General features: G+C 67.4%; 20 protein-coding genes. 1 reads left to right on the top strand and 19 read right to left on the bottom strand.

Going from position 1 to position 25,463, the window contains the following annotated elements; all coding sequences use genetic code 11:
• Window positions 1-11: 11 nt before the first annotated feature.
• The 6 genes from AC5P57_RS08910 to trpB form a co-directional block, all read right to left on the bottom strand.
• Window positions 12-494: an RcnB family protein gene (locus AC5P57_RS08910; protein WP_142806458.1), complete on the bottom strand. Its 483-nt coding sequence runs from the start codon at window positions 492-494 to the stop codon at window positions 12-14.
• 258 nt (window positions 495-752) lie between these two features.
• A complete protein-coding gene (gene glmM, locus AC5P57_RS08905; protein ID WP_262234773.1) occupies window positions 753-2,114 on the bottom strand; it encodes a phosphoglucosamine mutase in 1,362 nt (453 codons plus the stop codon).
• The gene (gene accD, locus AC5P57_RS08900) at window positions 2,114-2,989 is read right to left on the bottom strand and encodes an acetyl-CoA carboxylase, carboxyltransferase subunit beta (protein WP_005410473.1); all 876 of its coding nucleotides are present in this window, start codon (window positions 2,987-2,989) and stop codon (window positions 2,114-2,116) included. Before accD ends, glmM begins: the two co-directional genes overlap by 1 nt.
• Before the next feature lie 260 nt (window positions 2,990-3,249).
• The gene (trpA, locus tag AC5P57_RS08895; RefSeq protein ID WP_262234772.1) at window positions 3,250-4,059 is read right to left on the bottom strand and encodes a tryptophan synthase subunit alpha; all 810 of its coding nucleotides are present in this window, start codon (window positions 4,057-4,059) and stop codon (window positions 3,250-3,252) included.
• A 1-nt stretch (window position 4,060) separates the two neighbouring features.
• The gene (locus AC5P57_RS08890; protein ID WP_262234771.1) at window positions 4,061-4,741 is read right to left on the bottom strand and encodes a hypothetical protein; all 681 of its coding nucleotides are present in this window, start codon (window positions 4,739-4,741) and stop codon (window positions 4,061-4,063) included.
• Complete coding sequence (gene trpB, locus AC5P57_RS08885) at window positions 4,738-5,955, bottom strand: tryptophan synthase subunit beta (protein WP_142806463.1); 1,218 nt, start codon at window positions 5,953-5,955, stop codon at window positions 4,738-4,740. The genes AC5P57_RS08890 and trpB overlap by 4 nt, the downstream gene beginning before the upstream one ends.
• A gap of 96 nt (window positions 5,956-6,051) precedes the next feature.
• Here trpB and AC5P57_RS08880 point away from each other — a divergent pair, with 96 nt between their 5' ends.
• Window positions 6,052-6,939 (top strand): LysR family transcriptional regulator, encoded by an 888-nt coding sequence (locus AC5P57_RS08880; RefSeq protein WP_099554915.1) that lies wholly within the window; start codon window positions 6,052-6,054, stop codon window positions 6,937-6,939.
• A gap of 72 nt (window positions 6,940-7,011) precedes the next feature.
• Here the strand turns inward: AC5P57_RS08880 and AC5P57_RS08875 are convergent, their stop codons facing one another.
• The 13 genes from AC5P57_RS08875 to prmB all read right to left on the bottom strand — a co-directional run bounded on the left by AC5P57_RS08875 (window position 7,012) and on the right by prmB (window position 25,377).
• Window positions 7,012-8,121: a toxic anion resistance protein gene (locus AC5P57_RS08875; RefSeq protein ID WP_262234770.1), complete on the bottom strand. Its 1,110-nt coding sequence runs from the start codon at window positions 8,119-8,121 to the stop codon at window positions 7,012-7,014.
• Window positions 8,122-8,161: 40 nt separating this feature from the next.
• A complete protein-coding gene (locus AC5P57_RS08870; RefSeq protein ID WP_262234769.1) occupies window positions 8,162-8,869 on the bottom strand; it encodes a hypothetical protein in 708 nt (235 codons plus the stop codon).
• The gene (locus tag AC5P57_RS08865) at window positions 8,866-14,262 is read right to left on the bottom strand and encodes a DNA repair ATPase (RefSeq protein WP_262234768.1); all 5,397 of its coding nucleotides are present in this window, start codon (window positions 14,260-14,262) and stop codon (window positions 8,866-8,868) included. The genes AC5P57_RS08870 and AC5P57_RS08865 overlap by 4 nt, the downstream gene beginning before the upstream one ends.
• Before the next feature lie 84 nt (window positions 14,263-14,346).
• Window positions 14,347-16,365, bottom strand: a complete 2,019-nt coding sequence (locus AC5P57_RS08860) for a hypothetical protein (protein ID WP_197577770.1) — start codon at window positions 16,363-16,365, stop codon at window positions 14,347-14,349.
• On the bottom strand, window positions 16,365-17,036 hold the full coding sequence (locus AC5P57_RS08855; RefSeq protein ID WP_262234767.1) for a YqiJ family protein: 672 nt from the start codon (window positions 17,034-17,036) through the stop codon (window positions 16,365-16,367). The genes AC5P57_RS08860 and AC5P57_RS08855 overlap by 1 nt, the downstream gene beginning before the upstream one ends.
• Window positions 17,037-17,204: 168 nt before the next feature.
• Window positions 17,205-17,861 (bottom strand): phosphoribosylanthranilate isomerase, encoded by a 657-nt coding sequence (locus AC5P57_RS08850; protein WP_019660598.1) that lies wholly within the window; start codon window positions 17,859-17,861, stop codon window positions 17,205-17,207.
• Window positions 17,858-18,628: a tRNA pseudouridine(38-40) synthase TruA gene (truA, locus tag AC5P57_RS08845; RefSeq protein ID WP_049429514.1), complete on the bottom strand. Its 771-nt coding sequence runs from the start codon at window positions 18,626-18,628 to the stop codon at window positions 17,858-17,860. The genes AC5P57_RS08850 and truA overlap by 4 nt, the downstream gene beginning before the upstream one ends.
• A gap of 32 nt (window positions 18,629-18,660) precedes the next feature.
• Window positions 18,661-19,023 (bottom strand): VOC family protein, encoded by a 363-nt coding sequence (locus AC5P57_RS08840; protein ID WP_049429540.1) that lies wholly within the window; start codon window positions 19,021-19,023, stop codon window positions 18,661-18,663.
• Between the two features lie 26 nt (window positions 19,024-19,049).
• The gene (locus AC5P57_RS08835) at window positions 19,050-21,092 is read right to left on the bottom strand and encodes a motility hub landmark protein FimV (protein ID WP_262234766.1); all 2,043 of its coding nucleotides are present in this window, start codon (window positions 21,090-21,092) and stop codon (window positions 19,050-19,052) included.
• Window positions 21,093-21,196: 104 nt separating this feature from the next.
• Window positions 21,197-22,225: an aspartate-semialdehyde dehydrogenase gene (locus tag AC5P57_RS08830; protein ID WP_053500248.1), complete on the bottom strand. Its 1,029-nt coding sequence runs from the start codon at window positions 22,223-22,225 to the stop codon at window positions 21,197-21,199.
• A 92-nt stretch (window positions 22,226-22,317) separates the two neighbouring features.
• Window positions 22,318-23,355, bottom strand: a complete 1,038-nt coding sequence (locus AC5P57_RS08825) for a 2-hydroxyacid dehydrogenase (protein ID WP_099554929.1) — start codon at window positions 23,353-23,355, stop codon at window positions 22,318-22,320.
• Entirely contained in the window at window positions 23,348-24,451 is a 1,104-nt protein-coding gene (aroC, locus tag AC5P57_RS08820) for a chorismate synthase (RefSeq protein ID WP_142806469.1), read from the bottom strand. The genes AC5P57_RS08825 and aroC overlap by 8 nt, the downstream gene beginning before the upstream one ends.
• Window positions 24,448-25,377 (bottom strand): 50S ribosomal protein L3 N(5)-glutamine methyltransferase, encoded by a 930-nt coding sequence (prmB, locus tag AC5P57_RS08815; RefSeq protein WP_005410487.1) that lies wholly within the window; start codon window positions 25,375-25,377, stop codon window positions 24,448-24,450. Before prmB ends, aroC begins: the two co-directional genes overlap by 4 nt.
• Window positions 25,378-25,463: the final 86 nt, after the last annotated feature.

Below are 25,463 nucleotides of genomic sequence, written 5' to 3'. Positions count from 1 at the left end.
GGCACCGTTGGTCAGAAGAAACGCCCGTACACGACCTGCACGATCTCACCATTGCCGGTGTTGATCAGCAGCGCATCCGGGCCATAGCGCACCCATTCGTAGCCCATCGGCGGCATGTCCAGGCCGAACAGCCAGAAGTCGTTGAGGATGTAGTCCCCGACCCAGTACGGGCGCGGCAGGATCTGGCCGTAGTGCCAACGCTGGTAGGCATAGCCGATCGGCGGATGGTAAGGCCCGATGCGGAAGGCATGATCGGCGCGGAAGTTGTGCCGGTACTCATCGCGGAAGACCGGCCGCGCATTGCCCAGTTCGCGTGGGCGCTCCATCCGTGGGTAGCCCCAGGGCGCCCGCATCGGCTCTTCGCGCGGTGCGGACATATGCGGCCCTCCTTCGGGGCGGCGTTCGGCACTCGCAATGGAGATACCACCCAGCAACGGCATCACCAGCAGCGCTCCTGCGAGCAGGCAGCGGCTGTAGCGCAGTGAGGTGTTCATGGTCAGGGTCCTTGCAACCAAAGAAGAAGGATGGAGCGCGGTCCGCTCCGGCCGGGTCCCCGCCTGCACAGGTCATGCATTGCAACCAGGGATCCTGATGCCGGGAATACGCCCCGCCTCGTTCACGACGCGTCACAAAGTGCACAGCCGCAGCTGAACGCGATCGCGGGTCGCGCACGGTTCAGTCACCATCCCCAGAAAACGACATGGCCGCAAACGCGGCCATGTCGGGTGCAACACGCTGGACTCCCGCGGCACTCAGGCCGCTGCTTCACGCACCGCAGCGGACAGGCGATCCAGCGTTTCCTGCATCAGCGCGGCATCATCGGCTTCGACGGTAACCCGTACCACCGGCTCGGTACCGGACGGACGCAGGAACGCGCGACCGCGACCGGCAACCGACTGCTGCGCGGCCGCCAGCGCAGCCTGCACGCTGTCGGCCTGCACCGTGGCCTTGGCCGAGACATTGCCCAACCGCACGTTGACCGTTTTCTGCGGCACCCGCTCCAGGCCCTTCAGCGCCTGGCGCAGGGTCTGGCCGCTGTTGCGCAGTGCCACCAGCAACTGCAGGGCGCTGACAATACCGTCGCCGGTGGTGGCCCGGTCCAGGCACAGCAGGTGACCCGAGGCCTCGCCGCCGAGAACGCCCCCACCTTCGACCAGTGCCTGATGCACGTAGCGATCACCGACGTTGCTGCGCACGAACGGTATCTGCAGGTCGGCAAACGCCTTCTCCACGCCGTAGTTGCTCATCAGCGTCCCGACCACCGGGCCGCGCAGGCGGCCTTCAGCCTTCCACGCACGGGCCAGGATGTACAGCAGGTCATCGCCGTCCACCGGGTTGCCCTGGTCGTCAGCCATCAGCACGCGATCGCCATCACCGTCGAACGCGATGCCGAGATCGGCGCGGGTCTCGCGGACCTTGGCCGCCAGGTTGTCGATATGGGTGGAACCCACGCCGGCGTTGATGTTCACGCCATTGGGCTCGGCACCGATGCCGATCACCTCGGCACCCAGTTCGCGGAACAGCAGCGGCGCGATCTGGTAGGTGGCACCGTGCGCGCAATCCAGCACCAGGCGCAGGCCACGCAGGTCGAATGTGCGCGGCACGCTGGCCTTGCAGAACTCGATGTAGCGGCCGACCGCCTCGCGCGCCCGTGATGCCTTGCCCAGTTTTTCCGACTCAACGGTGGTGAACGGAACGTCCAGTGCCGCTTCCAGGGCCAGTTCGGTGGCATCGTCGAACTTCTCGCCCTGGGCGGAGAAGAACTTGATGCCGTTGTCGTAATGCGGATTGTGCGAGGCACTGATGACGATGCCGGCGTCCACGCCCAGCGTGCGCGTCAGGAATGCCACTGCCGGCGTCGGCATCGGCCCCAGCAGCTGCACATCGGCACCGGCAGCGACCAGGCCGGCCTCCAGCGCCGCCTCGAACATGTAACCGGAAATGCGGGTGTCCTTGCCGATCACCACGATCGGTCGGCGCCCGTCCTGCCCACGCTGGGCCACCAGGACACGGCCCAGGGCATTGCCCAGGCGCAGCACGAAGTCGGCCGAAATCACGCCTTGGCCGACCCGTCCACGGATGCCGTCAGTACCGAAGTACTTGCGAGCACCCATCAAGCCACCTCCGGCGCCGGCTGCCGACCCAGCATCGCCAGCAGATCGGACAGGCGGTCGCGCATCTCGCGGCGGTCGCAGATCTGGTCGATGGCACCGTGCTCCAGCAGGAACTCCGAACGCTGGAAGCCTTCCGGCAGCTTCTCGCGCACGGTCTGCTCGATCACGCGCGGGCCGGCAAAGCCGATCAGCGCCTGCGGTTCGGCGATGTTGATGTCGCCCAGCATCGCGAACGACGCTGATACGCCACCGGTAGTCGGGTGGGTCAACACCGAGATGTACGGCAGGCCGGCTTCGCGCAGCTTGCCCAGCGCGGCCGAGGTCTTGGCCATCTGCATCAGCGAGAACAGGCCTTCCTGCATGCGCGCGCCGCCGCTCTGCGAGAAGCACACGTAAGGCGCACCGATCTCCACTGCGGTTTCAGCAGCCAGCGCGAAACGCTCACCCACCACCGAGCCCATCGAACCGCCCATGAAGGCGAAATCGAACGACGAGGCGACCAGCGCACGGCCCTTGAGCAGGCCGCGCATGGCGATCAGCGCGTCGTACTCACCCGTGTTCTTCTGCGCGATCTTGATGCGCTCGCTGTACTTCTTCTGGTCCTTGAACTTGAGCAGGTCGGTCGGACCCAGGCGCGCACCGATCTCGGTGGTGCTGTCGGCGTCGAACAGGGCGGCCAGGCGCGCGCGCGCGCGGATCGCCATGTGATGGCCGCACTTCGGGCAGACCTCCAGGTTCTCTTCCAGTTCCGGACGGTACAACGCGCTGCCGCAGTTGCTGCACTTTTCCCACAGGCCCTCGGGGACACTGCGCTTCTTGCTGGGGGTGTTGTCGGTGCGGATGCCGGACGGCATCAACTTGCTGAGCCAACTCATGCGGGAGGACACTTCCGTTCAGGGCGGCCCAGGGGCCGCAAAGGCGGACAGTCTAGCTCCGCTTTCCCTGCCCGTGCACCCCCTTGCCGGGCATGGGGGTGCTGGAAAAAACCATGCTGGGACGTACGTTTAGGTGTCGGGTAGCGCCGGCCGCTGGCCGGCAGCCCCTTACGTACAGACCCATGGGTAGTGCCGGCCGCTGGCCGGCAGCCCTTACGTACAGACCCATGGGTAGTGCCGGCCAGCGGCCGGCCGTCCTGTTACGCATCCAGCGCCTGCCGCAGCGGGGCCAGGAAGGTTCGGGCGCGCTGGGCTGCGTCTCCCACCGAGTCCGCTTCGGCCAGCACCGCCACCAGCGCGCTGCCCACCACCACGCCGTCGGCCTGGCGGGCCATGGCAGCGGCACTGTCGGCATCCTTGATGCCGAAGCCGGCCACCACCGGCACTGAGGCGCGCGCGCGCAGCGCCTGCAGGCGGGCACTGGCGGCATCGCTGTCCAGGCGCTCGGAGGCGCCGGTGACACCGGCAAAGCTGACGTAATAGAGATAGCCACGGGCCAGCGCCAGCAGCTTGTCGGCACGCGCCTCGCTGGTGGTCGGCGAGGCCAGCAGCACCAGCGCCAGGCCGGCCGCATCGAAGGCCTGCTGCGCTTCACCGGCCTCTTCCGGCGGCAGGTCGACCAGCAGCACACCATCCACGCCGGCCTCCACGGCTGCCTTGGCGAAGGCCGCGTAGCCGTGGATCTCCACCGGGTTCAGGTAGCCCATCAGTACCACCGGCGTCTGCGCGTCACGCTCGCGGAACTGCGCCACGGCCTGCAGCACGTAACGGCTGCCGGCGCCCTGTGCCAGCGCGCGCTCGGAGCTGCGCTGGATGGTCGGGCCGTCGGCCATGGGATCAGAGAACGGCACGCCCAGTTCGATCACATCGGCACCGGCCTCGACCAGCGCGTGCATGACCGGCACAGTGGCCTCCAACGAGGGATCACCGGCCGTGACGAAGGGGATAAGTGCCTTGCGCTGCTGTTCGCGCAGACGCTGGAAACAGGCATCGAGTCGGGATACAGGCATCTCAGGCACATCCTTCAATCAGTTCAATCGCATCGCTGGTTCCCCAGTACATCTGAGTGACCCTCCCTTCAAACAGTTCCACGCGGATACCCAGGTCCGAACCCGGGTCCTGCCAGGTGAGGTACTCGCCCTGGTCACCGTCGTAGGCATGCGGGCTGGATACCGGCGGCTTCGGAAACTGGGCCATGGCCTGGACGCGGGTCATGCCGACACGCAGGCCGAACGGACCGGGCTGCTGGGTCGGCGCCCCGCTCTCCGGATCCAGGCCGAGATCGAAACGGACGACGCGATCTTCATCAGTCATCATCGACACGCCAGGCGGCAGCCCCTTGCCGTCGTAGTACTCGCAACTGCCACCGATGGCTTCGACGGCCCCTTGCGCAGTCCACGGCCCGAGTGCCTTCAGATCGGTCATATGCTGGCCGATCAGCACCTCGCCGGCATGGTCCAGCGCCACCGAGACCACCGCGGGCGCGCCATCGCTGTCCGTGTCTTCCACTGACGGCGGATCGACGATCGGCGTACGCGCCATCGGGTCAAGGTCATCATTCGCTGCCGGCTGCTGTGCCGGCTGCGTAGTGGCCTTGGCGGCCGGTGCCAGCACCGGCGGCTCCGGCGGCTGGCACGCGGCCAACCCCAGCGCCAGCAGCAGCACGCCACTGTTCCGCAACAGCGCGCTCACAGCACCAGCCCTTCGCGCGCGGCAATGGTGTGCACGTCCTTGTCGCCACGGCCGGACAGATTGCAGAGGACGATCTGGTCACGCGGACGACCGCGCGCCAGCTTGATCGCCTGCGCCAGCGCATGGCTGGACTCCAGCGCCGGCAGGATGCCTTCGGTGTGGGCCAGCAGGTGGAAGGCCTGCAGTGCTTCTTCGTCGGTGATGCCGAGGTAGCGTGCACGACCGGTATCGGCCAGGAACGCGTGCTCCGGGCCGACGCCCGGATAGTCCAGGCCGGCCGACACCGAATGGGTCTCGATGATCTGGCCGTCGTCGTCGCACAGTACATAGGTGCGGTTGCCATGCAGCACGCCCGGGCGACCGGCAGCGATCGATGCTGCGTGACGGCCGGTGCTGATGCCATCACCTGCCGCTTCAGCGCCGACGATCTCGACCTGGCGATCGTTGAGGAAGGCATGGAACAGGCCGATCGCATTGCTGCCGCCGCCCACGCAGGCGGTGATCGCATCCGGCAGGCGGCCGTACTCGGCCAGCATCTGCTCGCGCGCCTCACGGCCGACGATGGCATTGAAGTCACGGACCATGCGCGGATACGGATCCGGGCCGGCCACGGTGCCGATGATGTAGAAGGTGTCCTGCACGTTGGTCACCCAGTCGCGCATGGCTTCGTTGAGCGCGTCCTTCAGGGTGGCCGAGCCGGAGGTGACCGGCACCACCGTCGCACCGAGCAGCTTCATGCGGTAGACGTTGATCTTCTGCCGCTCGATGTCGGTGGCGCCCATGTACACCACGCATTCCAGGCCCAGCCGCGCGGCGACGGTGGCGCTGGCCACGCCATGCTGGCCGGCGCCGGTCTCGGCAATGATGCGCTTCTTGCCCATCCGCGCCGCCAGCAGGGCCTGGCCGATGGTGTTGTTGATCTTGTGCGCGCCGGTGTGATTCAGGTCCTCGCGCTTGAGCAGGATCTGCGCGCCGCCGACGTGATCGCTCAGGCGTTCAGCATGGTAGATCGGGCTCGGCCGGCCCACGTAATGGGCCAGGTCGCGGTCGTAGGCCAGCTGGAATGCGGGATCCTGCCGCGCCTGGTCATAGGCCTGCGCCAGTTCCTGCAGCGGGCCGACCAGGGTTTCGGCGACGAAGCTGCCGCCGTAGCGGCCGAAGTGGCCCTGGGCATCCGGGAAAGCGTGATAGTCGGCAATGGGGGAGGCAGACATGGATACGACCGATGGTTCAGACAGGTGGATACTCTAGCGCACGGGTCGTGACCGGAAAATGGATATTATCTGGCGCATATCGTCAGGAAATCTCACATGAGCCGTTCCCTGCTGCCTCCACTCAATGCACTGCGCGCGTTCGAGGCCACGGCCCGTCTCGGCGGCGTTGGTCGCGCCGCGCAGGATCTGCATGTCACCCACGGTGCGGTCAGTCGGCAGTTGAAGCTGCTGGAGGATCACCTTGGCCTGGCCTTGTTCCAGCGGGCCGGCCGTGGCCTGCGCCTGACCGTCGCCGGCACCCGCCTGCAGGCAGCCTGCGGCGAGGCCTTCAGCGGCATCGAAGACTGCGTGCGCGAACTGCGACGGCCGGCAGCCTCTCCAGCGCTGGTACTGGGCTGCAGTGGCAGCGTGCTGGCGCGCTGGATGATTCCACGCCTGCCAGCGCTGCAGGCCGCCCTGCCCGGCGTGCGCCTGCAGTGGTCGGCGCTGGATGGCAGTTTCACCGAAGCGCAGGCGGCGCTGGACGCCGTGTTGCTGCTGGCGCAGGGCCCGTGGCCACGGGGCTGGCAGGTATGCGAGTTGGCACCGGAACGGGTTGGCGTGGTGGTGGCACCATCGCATCCGGCGGCGCAGCGCCTGCGGCATGCACCGCCCTCGGCGCTGCTGCAGGAGACGCTGCTGCACACCAGCTCACGGCCGCAGGCATGGCCGGCATGGGCACAGGCGCACGCTCTGGACGTGTCGAAGCTGCAGCTGGGCACTGCCTTCGAGCACCTGTACTACCTGCTGGAAGCCGCTGTAGCCGGGCTGGGTCCGGCGATCGCGCCAGAGCCGCTGGTGGCCGAGGACCTGGCCGCGGGCCGCCTGGTCGCGCCCTGGGGATTTGCCGCCACCGGCGGCTTCTGGGTACTGGCATGGCCGGATGGTCCGGCCAACTCGCGCGTGCAAGCACTGGCGGACTGGGCGAGCCAGCAGCTGCGCTGACAATGAAAAAGGGGACGGAGGGGATCAAGTCGTTTGTGCCACTTACGACTTAATCCCCTCCGTCCCTTTTTCTCAGCTGGCGGCCGGGGTGGCCAGTCGCTGCTGCAGGTCTTCGCGCAGGCGCGACAGTTCCACTTCCGCCTGCTGCCGCTGCTGCATCCCCTCACGATGGATGCTGCGCACTTCTTCCACCGTGGCGATCAGCTGGTCGTGAACATGGCGCAGCGTGGCCACGTCGATCACGCCGCGCTGGTTGCTGCGTGCGGTATCCACCGAGGCCTGGCGCATCAGGTCCGCGTTGCGGCGCATCAGTTCGTTGGTCGCGTCGTCGATGGCGCTGGCCAGCTCCGCGGCGGTCTTCTGCTCGCCCAGTGACAGCTGGATCGCGAACTGGCGCTTCCACGACGGGATGGTGATCTCGCGGACCGTGTTGAACTTCTCGATCAGCTGCAGTGCATTGGCCTGGATCAAGCGGATCATCGGCAGCGACTGGTCGGCGGCATGCTGCATCAGCTGCAGGTCGGACACCCGCTTGTCGATCAGGCGGATCGCATTTTCGACCTCGCCCAGGCGGATCCGCTGCTGCGGATCCTCACTGCCCTGCCCGGCCAGCTGCTCGGTCTGCAGTTCGGCCAGCCGCTGCTTGCCCGCAGCGGCGTACAGGCCCAGGGCATGGCGTTCCTCACGGACGATATCGTGCATGCGGTCGAACTCGCCCACACGCTTGCCCATCAGCACCTGCTGCGCGCCGACGTCTCCCAGCAGCTGCTCGATCTGCGCATTGGTGTCGCTGAACTTCTGCACCAGTTCACCCTTGGATGCGCGCAACCGATCGATCAGACCTCCAATCAACGGCACCCTGGAACGCTGCGCGAATCCGTCGAGCTTGAGGCTGCGTGCGATGCGCACGACTTCGCCCAGCTTTTCACCACTGGCATCGAGATCACGATTGCGCACCTGGTCCAGCAGCTGGCTGGAGAACGCGGCCGTGCGGTTGGCGGCGTCGCGACCGAACACCTGCAGGTTGCCTGGACGCAGGTCATCCAGCTCACGGCGGATCTCGGCGATACGCGGCAGATCCTCATGGACCAGGCCAAGGGCCTTCAGCGTTCCTTCGTCGAGCGTGGAAACGGCAGTGTTGGTGGGTACCAGCGTGCCGGGGCTCTGACTGTCCTGGGCCATCGGGCGATCTCCTTGAAATGGGTAAGCGGCTGTGGCCGGTTCAGCGCAGTCTAGCCTGAGCGGCCGCAACCTCGTCATCGATCTGGGCGTGCAGCGCAGCCGCCTTCCCCGTCAATGCAGCACCTGCGGCGCTCTGGTCGGCCAGTGCGGCCTGTCGCCAGGCGGGCAGCAGGACATCATGGATGCGCGCGAAACGCTGCAGCAGCACCGTGTCCTGGTCCTGCAGCAGCTGCCATTGACCGGCTTCGACGCGATACAGGGTCGCCAGCCGGCGCAGGTGATCCAACCGTTGCGACAGCGCGGCATGCCCGGCCGCGTCGCACTTCGCCAGCCGTGATGCGCCCAACTCAGCCCAGGCGTCCAGTGCTGTGGCCGCCTCTGAACGTTCATCGATGGCCAGAGCTCGCTGCTGCTGGCAATGCTGAAGGTGCTGGGCCTGCTCGCGCGCCTGCAGGGCCAGCACCCCCAACTGCGACTGCAGCGCATGCCCTTCCGCCTCGCGGTCAACATCGCGCCCAAGCAGGCGCCCCCACCAGCCTTCCTGTCGCCGGATCTGCGCAGGATTCCCCGCCTGCAGGGCCAGAGCGATACGCGCCAGCGCGGCCACCAGGCCTTCGCCCGCAACCGAGGGCAACATGACGGCCCGCTGCGCAAGTGCCTGCAGCAGCGGCGTACCGTAATCGCCCAGCACGGCGATATCGGCCGTGTCCGGCAATACCGGTGACGGCAGTGGCGCCTGCGGGATCACGGCAGCGGCGGCGGCTGCGGTGTCGATGCCAGGCTGCCTTCGCCGTCTTCCGGCGGCAGCGACTCGCCGTAGAAGTGGCGCATCAGCGCTTCATCCAATGCGCGCTCTTCCGGCGTCGTGGCACGGCGTACGCGAGCACGCGGCGGCACCGCGCCGCTGGAACCGCCGCGCTCGACCTGCTGCCGCGCCCAACCGGCGAACGCCGCCAGGGTCTGCGACACCTGTGCCTGCTGCGCCTGTGATGCCACCAGCAGTTCGACCAGAGGCGCCAATCCGGCCTGCAGATCTTCGGCCAGCAGCGTGGCCGGCGCGCTGTGGGCCACCGCGACCGGCTCCGGCGCAGCGGGTGCAGGGCGTGTTTCGGAGAGGCGCTGCAGGGCCTCGAGCAATGCCGGCCACGGCGCTGGATCGGCAACGGCAACGGGCGTCACGTCCGGCGCCGCCGGCGGCAACTGCAGCGCGCTGGCGATGTCCGCCAACTGCGCGACCACGCGTCCACCGACATCGCTGTCGTCGGCTCCCATGGCCTTGTTGCGCAGGAAATCACTCTTGATCTGAGCCCAGCGCTGCGACTGCACCTCATCCAGCACGCCGCGCAGTTCGGCCAGCTTCAGCAGGTTCTCCTCGGCGCCGGTGGTCAGCAGCTGCGCCTCGCCCAGGTAGTGGTCGGAGATCAGCTGCTGCAGCTCGTCCTCGTTCATCACCGGCGAGATCTTCTCCGCCAGCTTGTTCATGTTGCGGTAGCTGCCCTGCAGCCGGAACGGCGGCTCGGTACGGTAACGATCGTCCTGCGCGGCACTGGCGATGTACTGCTGGTTGACCCGGTAGACCACGTCGCGAACGCGCAGCATGCGCTGCAGGGTGGCGGTGATCTCGTTGATCTCGGCGCTGCTGTAGGCGTGGCTGAGGCCATTGGTGGACACGTCCTTGCCCATCGCGCGATCGACCAGCACATACAGGTCGGCCATGTCACGCGTGGCCAGCGGCGCCAGCACCGGGTTGGAGGTCAGGCTGTTCTCGATGTAGCTCAGGGTGAACGACGCTTCCATGCCACCCAGCACATCGCCGAGGTTGTAGATGTCGGCGCGGTTGGCCAGCATGTCCGGAATCCTGAACACCTCACCGGACTCGGTGTACGGGTTGCCGGCCATGACCACGCAGAACTTCTTGCCACGCATGTCGTAGGTGCGGGTGCGGCCGCGCCACACGCCTTCGATGCGACGGGTGCCATCGCACAGCGAAATGAACTTCTGCAGGAACTCGGGATGGGTGTGCTGGATGTCGTCGACGTACAGCATGGTGTTGTTGCCCATCTCCAGCGCCAGGTTGAGCTTTTCCAGTTCCTGCCGCGAAGTGGCATCGGGCGCCTGTGCCGGGTCCAGCGAACGCACCTCGTGACCCAGCGCCGGGCCGTTGATCTTCATGAAGACCAGGCCCAGCCGGTGCGCCACGTATTCCATCAGCGTGGTCTTACCGTAGCCCGGGGGCGAGATCATCATCAGCAGGCCCATCAGGTCGCTGCGCTTGTTCTCGCCGACCGTGCCCATCTGCTTGGCCAGGTTGTCGCCGATCACGCCCAGGTAGACATCGTTGATCAGCTTGTTGCGTACGAACGAAGACAGCGGCCGCGCCTTGAACTCGGACAGGCGCAGGGTCTGCCGTTCGCGGTTGATGATGCCCTGGCGTACCGCCTGGTAGGCATGGAAATCGGGCACGAATCGCTTCAGGTGGTGCTGCAGGCGTGCCAGGAAATCATCCAGTGACAGCGACAGCGAGCCATTGTGGATGCGCGGGTGTTCGCCAAGCAGGCCCGGTACGTCCACGCGCAGCGGCGCGTCGCTGGCCCGCGTGCGCAGCTGGCGCTGCACCAGCAGCAGCGCAGCGGCCTCGTCGGCATGACCGGCATGCGCGGCCTGTGCAGGCAGACCGGCCAGCGCACGCAACCATTGCCCGGCCAGTGCCCAGCGTGCGGCCAGCGGATCCTGCGTACGCTGCAGCGCGCGCTCCAGTACTTCGCGCTGCCCGGCCTGGTCCAGTTGCTGGGCCAGGGCCTCCAGCAGGGCCTGGGCATGCTTGCTGGTGCTGAACACGGGTTCGCCGTTGACCAGTTCTTCGCCCAGATAGGCGGCCGCCGCCTCGGCGGCGTCTTCGTCGAAGGGCAACGACTGCGACTGCGCGAACGCACCAAGCGCAGCTGCCATTTCCGCGCGCAGAGCGACACGCCCTTCGTCCGAGCCGAACAGGCGGGCGATGGTTTCCGCCCCGGCCTGGCGGCTGGGCCACTGCAGTACCGCTTCTTCGCGCTGCTGCGCCGCCCAGAACAACAGGGCCAGCGCGCGCACCCGCGGGCCGTGACGCAGCGCGCCCGCAGACTGCTGCAAGGGCAGCAGCGCGCGCAGGATCAGCGCGGCGTCATGGTCATGGATACCGCGCTCGTAGCCTTCGCGATAGCGCGGCGCAGCGAAGGCACGGACGCGCTGGTCCAGTGCTTCGGGTGTGGCGACATCGTGCTGCAGCTGCGCCAGGTCCAGCCCATCGTGGCCCTGCTGTGCGGCCAGCAGCAGGCTGCCGGCCAGGTATTCGCCGCGGTAGATCGCATCGGATTCCGAATCCAGCGTCACCGGCCAGAACGGCCTGAGTGCCTCCAGTTCCGGGTCGTGCAGGGTTTCCAGGAAGTCGGTGCCGGTCAGGTGGATGGCCAGCGTATCGCCACGCGGCAACAGGGTCAGGTCTAGGGCCTGGGTGTTGACGCTGAAGCGGTGGCGCGGGCCAAGCCGGACCACGTTGCCACCGGCTTCGTAGAGGTCGCTGCGGTCGCGCAACTGGCGCACTGCCTGGTCGCGCACGCCCTTCAGGCGCGCCTCGATGTCATCGGCCTTGACGTTGTCGCGCAGGGTGCGCAGCCGCTCGGCCAGCTCGCGCAGCTTGAGGATCAGCGGGTCGCCGGCAAAGAACGCATTGAGTTCATCGGCGGTGGCGAAACGCTCGGTGCGCTTGGCCAGGCCGTCGAGGATGCGGTTGGCGGCATCCAGCACCGAACGCGCCTTGCGCTGGCGGTCGTCCAGCAACGCCTGCTTGTGCGTTTCGAAGGCCTCGACCAGTTCTTCGCGCTTGCTGAGGATGTCGCCGAGGAACTGCTCATGCTCGCCGAACTGGCTCTCCAGTTCTTCAAGCTGCACCAGCAGGCGTGACAGCTGTTCGTCGGCCCTTTCCGGATCGTTGGCCATCGCCAGCGCGCTGGTGATGGACTGCGAGAACAACGCGAACTGGGCGGCAAACTGCGCCACGGCCTCCGCCGAACCGAGGGTGCGGCGGCGCTGTTCGGCGCGGGTACGCGCCTGGTTCAGCCGCCCGTACAGCACGGAAATGGATTCAACCACGCGGGTGCGCGCGGTGGCATCGTCCACCTTCAGCCCGGCCATCAGTTCGGACAGCATGTCCAGATCGGCGGCCATGCCGCGCATGCCGTCCAGCTGCTCGTCCAGCTGGCGGGCGCTGCTGGCCTGCTGGGCGGCTTCATCCAGCGCCTGCAGGCGGCTGCCCAGCGGTGCCAGTGCGGCATCGCCGGCCAGGAATTCACCGGTTGCCGCGCCGACGCGGTCCTGCGCCTGCACCAGCTCGGAAGCCATGGTCTCGATGCGCGAGGTATCGATATAGCGCAGCTCGCGGATGGTCAGCAGCCGCCCGCGCAGCGCGGTGATTTCGTTCAGCGCCTCGACGAAGGCCTGCACCTCGTTCCAGTTCTGCGGCTGCAGGCGGCCCAGCAGGGCCTTGTGCGTGGCCTCGGCGTCGACCATCGCCTGCGCCGACTGTTGGCGGATCGACTGCACCTTCTCGTATTCGTCCAGCACCGATTCGCCGGTGGCACTGATCTGCCGCAGCAGCGCTTCGGCACCGTCGCAGGCCTCGTCACCGAGCCAGTGGTGGGTGTCGAACAGGCGGCGGGTATCGGCTACCAGGCGCTGGTAGCGCTGCACCGACACGTCCTGGCCGTCGATCTCGCGCGCCAGGTTGAACAGGTTGGAGATGCCGCGCACCAGTTCGGCATTGCCGATGCGGCCCATGAAGGTGTTGCCAGGCGGACGGCTGGCAGCGAACTCGTCGCTGCTGAACGGCGTCTGCCACACCTGCATCGGATGGATGCGGGTCGGTTCGGTGCCTTCGGCATGGAACAGCACCATGCGCCCATCCTGCAGGAAGGCGTAGCCGTGGCCGAACACGGGGTTCTGCAGCACGCGCTGGATGGTGTTGTAGACGAACAACGCCGAGCGACCGCCCTCGCGTTCGTAGAAGATGTACAGCACGTCCTCGCCGTTGGGCGAGCGGATGCTGCGCTTGAACTGCATGCCCGCCATCGAGGCATCGAACGCCTTGTGCTCGCCGCCCTGCAGGTAGTAGCCGCCCGGGAAGATCACGCCGTGGTCTTCGGGCAGCTGCACGCAGGCCTGCACGATCGCATCGTTGCGCACGATGTCGCCGGTAAGCGTGTTGTAGATCAGCCCACGCCACACGGTTTCGCGATAGGGCAGCACCTTCAACAGCAGCAGCGAACCGACGCGGGCGAATTCGAACTGGGCGTCGTCCAGCGACTGCGTGCTGTCTTCGACCGGTTCGCTGTAGATGCCCTGCCCGGTCTCGGTGTTGTTCTCCACCTTGATGGTGAGGTCGCCGCCGGTGGTTTCCACGAACAGGGTGTCGAGGATGTTCAGGTGCGAATGGCGGCCATTGACCGCCAGGTCGCGGGTCGCCCTGCTCCATTCGAAGTCGAACGGCGGCGGCAGCGCGATATCACGTTCGCCGCGCGCATCCAGATAGGTCAGTTCACCATCGCGCGACAGCGCCCAGCGGAACACGCGCACATCGCTGCTGCGCTCGCCGATCTGGAACGAGGCCAGCAGCTTGTCGCCGACCACGATCAGCTGCAGCAGGCGCGCGTGCTTGTAGTAGGCGTACAGCTCATTGAAGTCGTGCACGAAGCCGGGCTGGTCGAGGAAGCTGCCCTTCAGCTCCAGCGCAGCGACGTCGTAGCCATCACTGCTCTGCACCAGCCGGTACAGGCCGAACACGTCCTCGATACGGGTCTGGGTCTTCAGCCCGATGAACACGTTGTAGCCGAACAGCAGGCGGTCCGGGCCCACCTGCACGATGTCGCGGCCGACGCAGTTGTTCTCGCTGCGGATGCGGAAACGCCCGACCACTTCCAGGCGGCTGTCGCCGAACTCGGCCAGGCGCTGGCGGTTGAGCGTTTCGGCCAGGCCCTGCAGGCGCTGGCCCTGTTCGGCCAGGCGGCGGCGCAGGACTTCGTAGGCACCGCCCTGGGCAACGGCCTGGTCGACGGTAGTGCCGCCTGCCTCCGCTGCGGTGGATTCGGCGGTCGGTTGGGTTTCAGACATCAGCAGGCTTCCGGCTCACGGGCGGACGGCCGCAGTTGCGGCCGGCGCGGGCGGGCGATGGCGGCGTGGCCATCGCCCGATGCATCAACGGGCGCTGTCGACCACGGTGGCCGACACGGTGGGCACCGCTTCGGCGTCCTCGGCGATCTGGCGCGGTGCCGGCTCGGCCACAGCCACGCCCAGGTAGCGCTGCATCAGCTCTTGCACGATCGGGCTCTTGCCGGCAAAGCCTTCGATCGACTTGCCCAGCGACACCGCCTTGACCAGGTTCTCGAACATGCCACCGTCGCCACCGACCAGGTCGATGTCGGCGTTGCGCAGCGCGCTGGCGATGACGTTGGCGTTCTCGCGCGAGACTTCCTTGCCGGCTTCGATCGAGGCCAGCGCCTGCTTCAGGCTGTTGTCCAGCATCATGCGGAACTCTTCGTGGCCGCGTGCCTGGTCGCTCAGCGAGGCGATGGCCTCGAACTTGCGCACCAGGCCCTCGGCCTCGGCCAGCAGCTTCTTCTGCACCACGCCAGCCTCGGCGTTGCCCAGCGATTCGGTGGCGGTGGCACGGGCCAGGCCCATCTTCTCCTCACCCTGGGCCTGCGCCTGCAGGGTCTCAGCCAGCACGCGGGCCTCGTTGCTGCCCTGCTTCAGGCTGGCTTCGGCCTTGGCTTCGATCACCCGCGCCTCGGCGATACCGACCTTCTCGATGGCCAGTGCCGAGGCCTCGCGCACCTGCGCTTCAGCCAGGCCCGGCGCGGCCTGTTCGGCACGGAACGCGTCGGCCAGCAGGCGCTTGGCCTCGGCCTGCTTGCCGGCCGCTTCGTGCTCGGCCTGGGCCAGCGTGGTCAGTTCCACCGCACGATGCTTGGAGGCGGTTTCGCGCGCCTGCGCTTCCTTCACCTCACGCACCAGCGCTTCCTGCGCCTTGGCCTCGGCTTCCAGGATCAGCACCTGCTTCTGGCGGTCTGCCTCGGAGACCTCGCGCACTTCCTTGATGCGCTCTTCTTCCTGGGCCACGGTCTTGTCGATGGAGATGCGTTCGCGGGTGATGTTGGCCACGTCCATCTTGCCCTGCTCGACCACCTTGTCACGCTCCACGCCCTGCAGCTGCACTTCACGATCGGTAGTGACCTGCTCAAGCTGGCGCGCGCGCTCGACGCGCTCGGCTTCGATGGCCACCGCGCGCTGGCGGTTCTGCTCGGCCACTTCCACTTCGCGCAGGCGGTTCTGGTCGCGGATCTCGATCAGCTGCTGCGCTTCGATACGGGCGTTCTCGGACAGCTGGCGCTGTTCTTCCTGCACCTTGGCGGTCTCGGCTTCCTCGCGCGCGCGGATGGTCTCGATCTCGCGCTTCTGGCGGGCTTCGGCCTCGGCCTGCTGGCGTTCCAGCGCCAGCAGCGCCTCACGCGCTTCCACGTTCTTCTTGGTGATGGCCAGCTTCTCGTTCTGCTCCAGCTCGTTGGTCACCACGTTCTGCGCGGCGGTCAACTCGGTGATCTTGCGGATGCCCTGCGCGTCGAGGATGTTGAACTGGTCCAGCAGCGACTTCGGCGTCTGTTCCAGATAGTCGATCGCCACGTCCTCCAGCACATAGCCGTTCAGGTCATTGCCGATCACCGCGATGATCTCGTCGCGGAATTCCTGGCGCTTCTCGAACAGTTCGGTGAAGTCGAACTTCTTGCCGACCGTCTTCAATGCTTCGGAGAACTTGGCGTTGAACAGCTCGTCGACGGCGTGCTTGTCCGAGGCACGGTCGGCGCCGATGGCCTTGGCCACGCGCAACACATCGGCCTGGGTTTCATTGACCCGCAGATAGAAGGCCACGGCGATATCGGCGCGCATGTTGTCGCGGCAGATCAGGCCTTCCTTGCCGCGGCGGTCGATCTGCAGGGTGATCAGGCTGATCCGCATCAGCTCGGCGCGGTACAGCACCGGGATGATCAGCGCGCCGGTGAAGTGCACCTTGGGCGTGGAGCTCATGTCGTTGACGATCAGGGCCACGCCCTGGTCGACCTTGCGGTAGAAGGCCTTGAACAGGCCGGCCAGGCCGAGCAGCCCGACCAGCAGGACGGCCACGCCGATCAGGAAGGGGGCCATGGTTGCCAACGTCATCAGTGATTCTCCTTGTTGCCCGGAAGCAGGTTGTCCTGGAAGTCGAGGGCGACCGCATCGGCGCGGACCACCCGGTAATGGTGTTGTGCGGCCACGTGCTCGACCAGCACGATGCGCTCGCCACGCTGCAGTTCGATGTCGCTGCGTACCTGCAGCACCAGCCCGGCGCCACCGTCATCGAAGGTGGCGTGGCCGCTGCGGGCATTCACTTTCGGTGAGGCGACCACACCGACGCGCCCCAGCAACGAGGCCTGGGCCACCGGCCGCAGGCGCAGCAGGAACCGGCGGATGGGGTGCAGCAGAAGCGCGGTGACCGGCACCGCAGGCAGGGGAGCCAGCACGGCCACGACCGCACCGATCGTCCAGCGCAACAGGTCCGGCAACGGCAGCAGCACGAAAAGATGGATGAAATAGGTCAGCGCCCAGCCGAAGAAACCCAGCAGGGTGACCACGACCATGACTGGCACTCCGCCGAGGCCGAAGCGCTGCAGCAGGGCCGACAGGCCGCTGAGATCGTTGCCGCCGTCGAGGGCGCCATCGGCGCCAAGATCGCCGAAGCCATCGTCGACCAGGCCAAATGCGGCAAGCCCCCAATAGATCAGCGATACCGCCAGTACGATGCTGTACGGCAGGGTCGGGAAACCGAACACAACGCTGAGGAATTCCTGCATCGCTTGCCTTCCTGGGCTGTGGGCGGCGATCGCCCGTTCGGAACGCGCACAGCGCGCCCCGTGGATCCCCGCGCCGGCCCTCATGGCTGGCGCGCTTGGGTCCATCCTATGTGAAGAATACGTGCAGGCTCAAATCCAGGTCCAGATCACGGCAGATGGCGACGCCGATCATTCCAGGACCGTGCAGTCCGCGCGGCGCACTTCCTCGACGAAGGTGCGCATCTTGTAACCGTCCTTGATGCCCGGCTCCAGTTCGATGCCGCTGGACACGTCCACGCCCCACGGCAGCGTCGCCAGCACGGCGTCGTAGACGTTTTCAGGATTCAGGCCGCCGGCCAGCAGGAACGGCCGGTGCAACCCGGTCGGAACGCGGCCCCAGTCGAAGGCCACGCCGGTACCACCGCCGCCGCCGGGGGCGTGGCTGTCGAACAGGAACCCCGCCGCGCTCGGGTAACGCAGCTGCAACGTGCGCGCATTGACCTCTTCCCGGCCGCCCATGGCAATCGCCTTCAGGTAGGGCATGTTGAAGCTGCGGCAGAAGCTCTCGTCCTCCTCGCCGTGGAACTGCAGCAGGGTCGGCCGCACCGTGCGCAGCACCTCGCGCACCTCTTCCTTGCTGTTGTTGCGGAACAGGGCCACCACATCGACCATCGGCGCAATCGCCTGGCGCATCGCGCGTGCTTCGGCAGGAGCAACCCGGCGGCTGCTCTCGCGGGCAAAGATGAAACCCACTGCGTCCACGCCCAGCTCACCGGCCAGGCGGACATCGCCGGCACGGGTCATGCCACAGAACTTGATGCGCGTGCGGTAGTAGGAGCGGCTCATAGCGTGACCTCGGCGGGCAGATGCCAGTTGTCGGGGTACAGGGGCCCAAGGAACACCAGGCCCTGCGGCGGTGCGGTGGGACCGGCTACGGTGCGATCGCGCCCGGCCAGCAGTTCGGCGATCCAGTCCACCGGTTTTTCGCCGCTACCCACCAGGATCAACGATCCGACGATATTGCGGACCATGTGATGAAGGAATGCATTGCCCTGCACGGCCACTTCAATCACCTCGCCCTGGCGGCTGACCTGCAGTGATTGCAGCTCACGCCGCGCATGCAGCGCCTGGCACTGCACGGAGCGGAACGCGCTGAAGTCGTTCTCGCCGATCAGGGCCTGGCCGGCGGCGTGCATCAGGGTCTCGTCCAGCGCCCGGCGCTCCCAGCTGAGGGTCTGCCGGTCCAGCGCCGGCCGCACCTCGCGGTTGAGCAGGCGGTAGCGGTAGCGGCGCGCGCGTGCCGAGAAGCGAGCGTGGAAGTCGTCGGCCACCGGCACGCACCAGCGCACCGCGATCGAGCGCGGCAGCCGGGTGGTGGTGCCCAGCATCCAGGCGCGCGGGTCGCGCACCACGTCGGTATCGAAATGGACAACCTGGCACTGGCCATGCACGCCGGCATCGGTGCGGCCGGCGCAGACCACCTGCAGCGGCGCATCGGCCACCGACGACAGGGCCTGCTCAAGGCTGGCCTGCACGCTGGGACCGCCCTCGCCCAGGTTCTGCCAACCCCTGAAATCGCTGCCGTCGTATTCGACGCCAAGCGCGTAACGCATGTGCTACCTCGATCTTGCGTATGGGGCGGCGCTCAGGCCGGATCGCGTTCGGACCAGACCGCCAGTTCGTTGCCACCGGGCTCGACGAACTGGAAGCGGCTGCCGCCGGGGAAGGAAAACACCGGCCGCACGATCTCACCGCCAGCGTTGCGCACCGCCGCTTCGACCGGCACCAGCTGGTCGGCATACAGCACCAGCAGGGGTGCGCCGCTGTCGCTGGCCCGCTGGGGCTGGCCGCGGAAGAAGCCCCCTTGCAGGCGGCCATCGTCGAACGCGGTGTAGTCGCTGCCATAGTCGACGAACGACCAGCCGAACACCTTCTCGAAGAAGGCACGGCTGGCGGCCGGGTCGCTGGAGGCGAATTCAACGTAGTCGATGCGGCGCTCGCGGCTCATGGCAGGGTCCTTGTCGGCAGTTTCGGTCACGGCAGGCGGGCCAGCAATTCGCGGGCCTGGGCCTGGCTGTGCGGATCGCCGCCTTCGGCGACCTCCAGCAGCAGGGTACGCGCGGTCTGCGCGTCGCCCAGGTCCAGGTAGGCGATGGCAAGCTCGAGGCGCTCCTGGCCGGCACGCGGCAGCCAGCCAGCATCGCCGTTGTCCGCAGCCACGCTCGCCGCGGTCTCCTCGGGATGCGACGTGCCGAGACCGTCGATTCCGTCATGATGCCTGGCATCAACCGGGGGTTCGTTCTGATGCGCGTCGTCCGGCAGATCGAACACGCCGCGGAACTGCGGCTGCTGTTCGGCATGCAGCGCGTAGTCCGGCACCGCCACCTCAGATGGCGTCGCTGGTGTGGCCGATTCGTCCTGTACCGGCGTCACAGCGACGTCATCGCGTTCGGCCGCAGGCTCGTCCCAGCGCGGCAGATCGGTCACCGCCTCGGGCAGTACGACCACGTCTTCGTCGCGCAGCATGTCAGCCTTCCAGTCGGCCTGCACCGCGTGGTCGGCGATCGGATCGACCGCTGCTTCGGCATGGCCCTCGGGCTCGCTCGCCCAGGCTGGCATCGCCGGTTCCTGGCGGCCGCCATCGACCACCGCCGACGACCACGAAGACTGCTCGGCCAGCGTATCCAGTGCCGCACCCGCAGGAACCGCAGCGGCCAGCCCGGCGGCATCACCCTCTTCGCGCAGCGGTGGCAGCGGCGAAGGCTTGCGACGGCGCAGCAACCAGGCTGCCGCTGCTGCCAGCAGCAGCACCGGCAGGCCCAGCCAGTACCACGGCGTCACTGCATCACGGGAACCCGGCGCCTGTGCCAGGCGCTGCTGCGCGGCAGCCAGGTCGTTGTCCTTCATCGCGATCAACGACTGCTGCTGCTCCTTCAGCTTCTCCAGATCGGCCACGCGCTGCTTCAGTTCACCGATCTCGGCATCGCGGGTGGCGATGTCCTCACGCGCCTGGCGCAGTTGTTCGTTGCCCAGCATGTCACCCTCGCTGCCGGCAGCGGTGCCGGTGGTTGTGCCCGCGTGCGCGGCGTCGGACGCCAGCGCCGGAGCGATCTCAAGTCGTGCCCCGTTGGCGGCAGCCGGGGAAGAAGCGTTCGCGGTTGCCGCCTTGGCGGCCGGCGCGACCGCACCGGCCGGTTGCGGCACGGTACGCGCCTGCCGCCATTGCGCGGCGTGCTCGCGCACCAGCGCTGCGGCCTCGGCGGCATCGACAGCGGCAAGCGCATCGCTGCCCGGCATGCGCAGCACCGCGCCCTGCTTGAGCAGATTGACGTTGCCACGGATGAAGGCTTCGGGATTGGCGCGCAGCAGGGCGATCATCGCGCGGTCGCGGCTGACCTGGTTGCCACGCGCCACCGCGCTGGCGATCTGCGACAGGGTCTGACCGCGCTGTACGGTGATGCTGCCGTCGGCCGGCGCTGCCGCAACCGGTGCAGGTTCCGCACGCGGCCGTGGTGGTGCCGCCGCAGCTGCGGCGGCAGGTGCCCGTGACGGTGGATCGGGCAACGCTGCAGCAGGTGCAGGTGCCGGCTCGCGCGCGATGGTATTGGACAGGGTGCCGGCCGGCGCCACGATCTCGGGCTCGGTCACGGCCAGCGCGCTGGACGGCGCGTCGACCAGCGCGGAGTACTCGCGCACCAGACGGCCCTGGCCCCAGTCGGCTTCGATCAGGAAGCTCAGCGACGGGGTCTCGACTGGCGCCTGCGAGGTCACCCGTACCACCGCCCTGCCCTGCGCATTGCGGGTCAGCTCGAACTGCAGCTCGCTGACCAGCCCGGTCGGCCGCTGCAGGCCGACGCGTTCGAAGGTAACCGGCGAGGCCAGCGCGACGCGCAGGTTCTCCAGCTCGGACGGATCGGCCGACACCACCGGGATTTCGGCCAGCAACGGCTGCCCCGGCTTGGACAGGACACGGATGTCCCCCAGGCCCAATGCGAGTGCCGAGCTGCTGGCCAGGGCCAGCAGCGCGGTGGAAAGATAGAGGAGCGGGCGCTTTGCGCCCCTGGCCCGTTTATTCATGGGCGACACTATAAAGCGTGCGGACCGGGGTCCGCACCCACCGATGGGGGACCTTCGGCAATGCCGGCCAGCGGCCGGCACTGCCGGTCAGGCAACCGCGGTGATCAGCGCTGCTCGGCGGCGACCAGCTCCGCCAGCTGCACGGCATTCAACGCCGCGCCCTTGCGCACGTTGTCCGACACGATCCACAGGTTCAGGCCGCGCGGGTGCGACAGGTCTTCACGGATACGGCCGACATACACCGCATCGGTGCCCGAGGCATGGGTGACCGGAGTCGGATAACCACCGGCTTCATGGCGGTCCACCACTTCGATGCCCGGCGACTGCTCCAGCAGCGCGCGTGCTTCGGCCACGGTGACCTTGTCGCGGGTCTCGATCGCCACCGACTCGGAATGGCCGTAGAACACCGGCACACGCACCGCGGTCGGGTTCACCAGGATGCTGTCGTCGCCGAGGATCTTGCGGGTCTCCCAGATCAGCTTCATCTCTTCCTTGGTGAAACCGTTGTCCTGGAAGTCATCGATGTGCGGGATCAGGTTGAAGGCGATCTGCACCGGGAAGCGCTGCGGATCGATTTCCTGGAAGCTGAGCAGCTGGCCGGTCTGCTTGCCCAGCTCTTCGGTGGCCGAACGACCACCGCCGGACACCGACTGGTAGGTGGAGACGTTGATGCGCTCGATGCCGTACTTGCGGTGCAGCGGCGCCAGCGCCACCAGCATCTGCATGGTCGAGCAGTTCGGGTTGGCGATGATGCCGCGCGGACGGTTGGCCACCTGTTCCGGATTGACCTCGGACACCACCAGCGGCACGTCGTCGTCGTAACGGAAGGCCGAGGAGTTGTCGATCACCACTGCACCGGCAGCGGCGAACTTCGGCGCGTACTCCTTCGAAACGCTGCCACCGGCCGAGAACAGTGCGATCTCGACACCGGTCGGATCAAAGGTGGCCAGGTCCTGCACCTTGACCTTCTGGCCATTGAACTCGATCTCGCCGCCGGCCGAACGTTCCGAAGCGAGGACGCTCAGGGTGCCGACCGGGAAATCACGCTCGGCCAGGATCGACAACATGGTCTCGCCGACCGCACCGGTGGCACCGACGACGGCGACGTGGAAACTGCGCTGTGCATTGCTCATGGGGGAAACTCTCACGAAAACGGGAATGGGGAAGAAACACGCACGACAGCTGGGTTCGGGGAACCTCCTCAAGCGGGGCGCGCGGAGGTTCCCTATCGTTTCCCGGTTTTTTTGCCCAGGGTCACGCGCGCAGCCATGGCCGCGTCAGTGTTGATCGCGCTCGGCATGCACGAGGGTGCGCCATCCAGGCCGAGCCCGGCAACCAGATTATCGACGGCCAGCTGTACCATCGCCGTGCGCGTGGCCAGCGATGCACTTCCGATGTGCGGAGTTAGCACCACGTTGCGCAACGCCAGCAGCTCCGGACGCACCACCGGCTCGCCCTCGTAGACATCCAGGCCGGCAGCGGCCAGCCGGCCGTGGGCCAGCGCGTCAGCCAGCGCCAGTTCGTCGACGATGCCACCGCGGGCGATGTTCACCAGGGTGGCAGACGGCTTCATCTTCGCCAGCGCCGCCGCATCGATGAGGTGATGCGAGGCCGGTGTGTAGGGCAGCACGGTGACCAGGTGGTCGGACTGCGCCAGCAGCGTGTCCAGGTCCACGTAGGTCGCGCCGAGCGCCGCCTCGGTATCGGCCGGCAACCGCGAACGGTTGTGGTACAGCACCTTCATGCCGAACCCGTGTGCACCGCGGCGGGCGATGCCCTGGCCGATGCGACCCATGCCGAGGATGCCCAGCGTGCTGCCATGGACATCCGCGCCGAGCATGGTCTGGAACGACCACTGCTGCCACTGGCCTTCGCGCAGCCAGCGCTCGGACTCGGTGATCCGGCGCGCAGTGGCCATCAGCAACGCGAAGCCGAGATCGGCGGTGGTCTCGGTCAGGACGTCCGGCGTGTTGCTGGCGAGGATGCCGGCCGCACTGAGCGCGTCGACATCCAGATTGTTGTAGCCGACGCCGACATTGGCGATCACCTGCAGCTGCGCCGCGTCAGCCACCTGGGCCGCACCGATGCGCTCGTTGAGGGTGATGATCGCGCCGTCGGCGCTGGCCAGCTGTTCGGCGATCTGCGCGGGCGTCCAGGCGGTGACGGTGTCGGTGCTGCGCAGCTGTACGCGATCGCGCAACGGCGCGATGGCCGCGTCGATCAGCGGCTGGCTCACCCACACGGTCGGCCGCGTGTCAGCCATCGATCTGCCCGGGAATGCGCGGGGTGATCGTGCCGACATCGCCACACTGCGCGCGATGGCGCAGCGCCTGGTCCATCAGCACCATCGCCACCATCGCCTCGGCGATCGGCGTGGCGCGGATGCCGACGCAGGGATCGTGGCGGCCGGTGGTGACCACCTCAACCACGTTGCCGGCCGTATCCAGCGATGGGCCCGGCAGGCGCAGGCTGGAAGTCGGCTTCAGGGCAATCGACGCAACGACCGGCTGACCGGTGGAGATGCCACCGAGGATGCCGCCGGCATGGTTGCTGGCGAAGCCCTGCGGCGTCAGCAGGTCACGGTGCTCGGTGCCCTTCTGCGCGGCACTGGCGAAACCGTCACCGATTTCCACGCCCTTCACCGCGTTGATGCTCATCAGGGCAGCGGCCAGTTCACCGTCGAGCTTGCCGTAGATCGGCTCACCCCAGCCCGGCGGCACGTTGTCGGCGACCACATCCACGCGCGCACCGACCGAATCACCGGACTTGCGCAGCGCATCCATGTACGCCTCCAGCTCGGGCACCTGTGCGGCATGCGGCCAGAAGAACGGGTTGTCTTCCACCGCCGACCAGTCGAAGCCGGCCGGGGTGATGTCGCCCAGCTGTGACAGGTAGCCACGCACGGTCACGCCGAAGCGCTCGGCCAGCCACTTCTTGGCGACCACGCCGGCGGCAACGCGCATGGTGGTCTCGCGTGCCGAGGAGCGGCCACCACCGCGCGGGTCACGGATGCCGTACTTGTGCCAGTAGCTGTAGTCGGCATGACCCGGCCGGAACTGCTGGCCGATGTTGGCGTAGTCCTTGCTGCGCTGGTCGGTGTTGCGGATCAGCAGCGCGATCGGGGTGCCGGTGGTCAGGCCCTCGTACACGCCGGACAGGATTTCGACGTCATCGGCCTCGCGACGCGCCGAGGTGTGGCGGCTCTTGCCGGTCGCGCGACGCTGCAGGTCGTGGGCAAATTCGGCCGCGTCCAGTGCCAGCCCCGGAGGGCAGCCATCGATCACGCAGCCGATGGCCGGCCCGTGCGACTCGCCGAACGTGGTGACGGTGAACAGCTTGCCGAACGAATTGGAGCTCACGGGCGCTGCGCCGCCAGTTCGGTGATGCGTGCGCTGTGGGCGATCAGCTCGCGGCACTCGACCGCGAAGATGCCCATCTGGCCGACCTTGAACTCGATCCAGGCGAAGTCGACTTCCGGCAGCAGCTTGATCAGGTGCTGCTCGGATTCGCCTACTTCGCAGATCAGCAGGCCGTCTTCGCTCAGGTGCAGCGGGGCGTCGCGCAGGATCTTCAGCACCAGGTCCAGGCCGTCATCGCCGGCACGCAGGCCCATTTCCGGCTCGTAGGAGTATTCCTGCGGCAGGGCATCGGTCTCGTCGTTGGTGACGTACGGCGGATTGGTGACGATCAGGTCGTAATGGCGGCCGGTCAGGCCGTTGAACAGATCCGACTTGAGCAGGGTGACGTTGTGCGCCTGCAGGCGTTCCTTGTTCTCTTCAGCCAACGACAGCGCGTCATCGCTCAGGTCGACGCCGTCCACTTCCCAGTTCGGGTAGTAGTGGCCCATGGCGATGGCAATGCAGCCCGAACCGGTGCACAGGTCCAGCGCACGGCTGACATCGCGGCCGGCCAGCCACGGCTCGAAGCCGCATTCGATCAGTTCGGCGATCGGCGAGCGCGGCACCAGGGCGCGCTTGTCGCTCTTGAAACTCAGGCCGGCGAACCAGGCTTCACCGGTCAGGTAGGCAGCCGGGATGCGTTCGTCGATGCGGCGCTGGAACAGTTCCAGCACGCGCAGCTTCTCGGCTTGAAGCAGGCGCGCCTGGCCGTACGCCGGGCCGAGGTCGTGCGGCAGGTGCAGGCTGTGCAGCACCAGCTGGGTGGCCTCGTCCAGCGCATTGTCGTAGCTGTGACCGAAGGTCAGCCCGGCTTCGTTGAAACGGCTGGTGCCGTAGCGGATCAGATCGATGATCGTGTGGAGTTCGGCGGCCGTTTCAGCGGTCATGGCGGTACTGCGGGCAAAGTGGCCCCCGATTATAGGGGCTGGCGCCCGCGGCGGCATCCGTTGCGGCGGAAACGATCGGGCCGCAG

The sequence above is a fragment of the Stenotrophomonas sp. YJH_SMC_79 genome (assembly GCF_059367995.1).
Note: the sequence above shows the minus strand (reverse complement) of the source record. Positions and strands in the feature narration are given on the sequence as shown.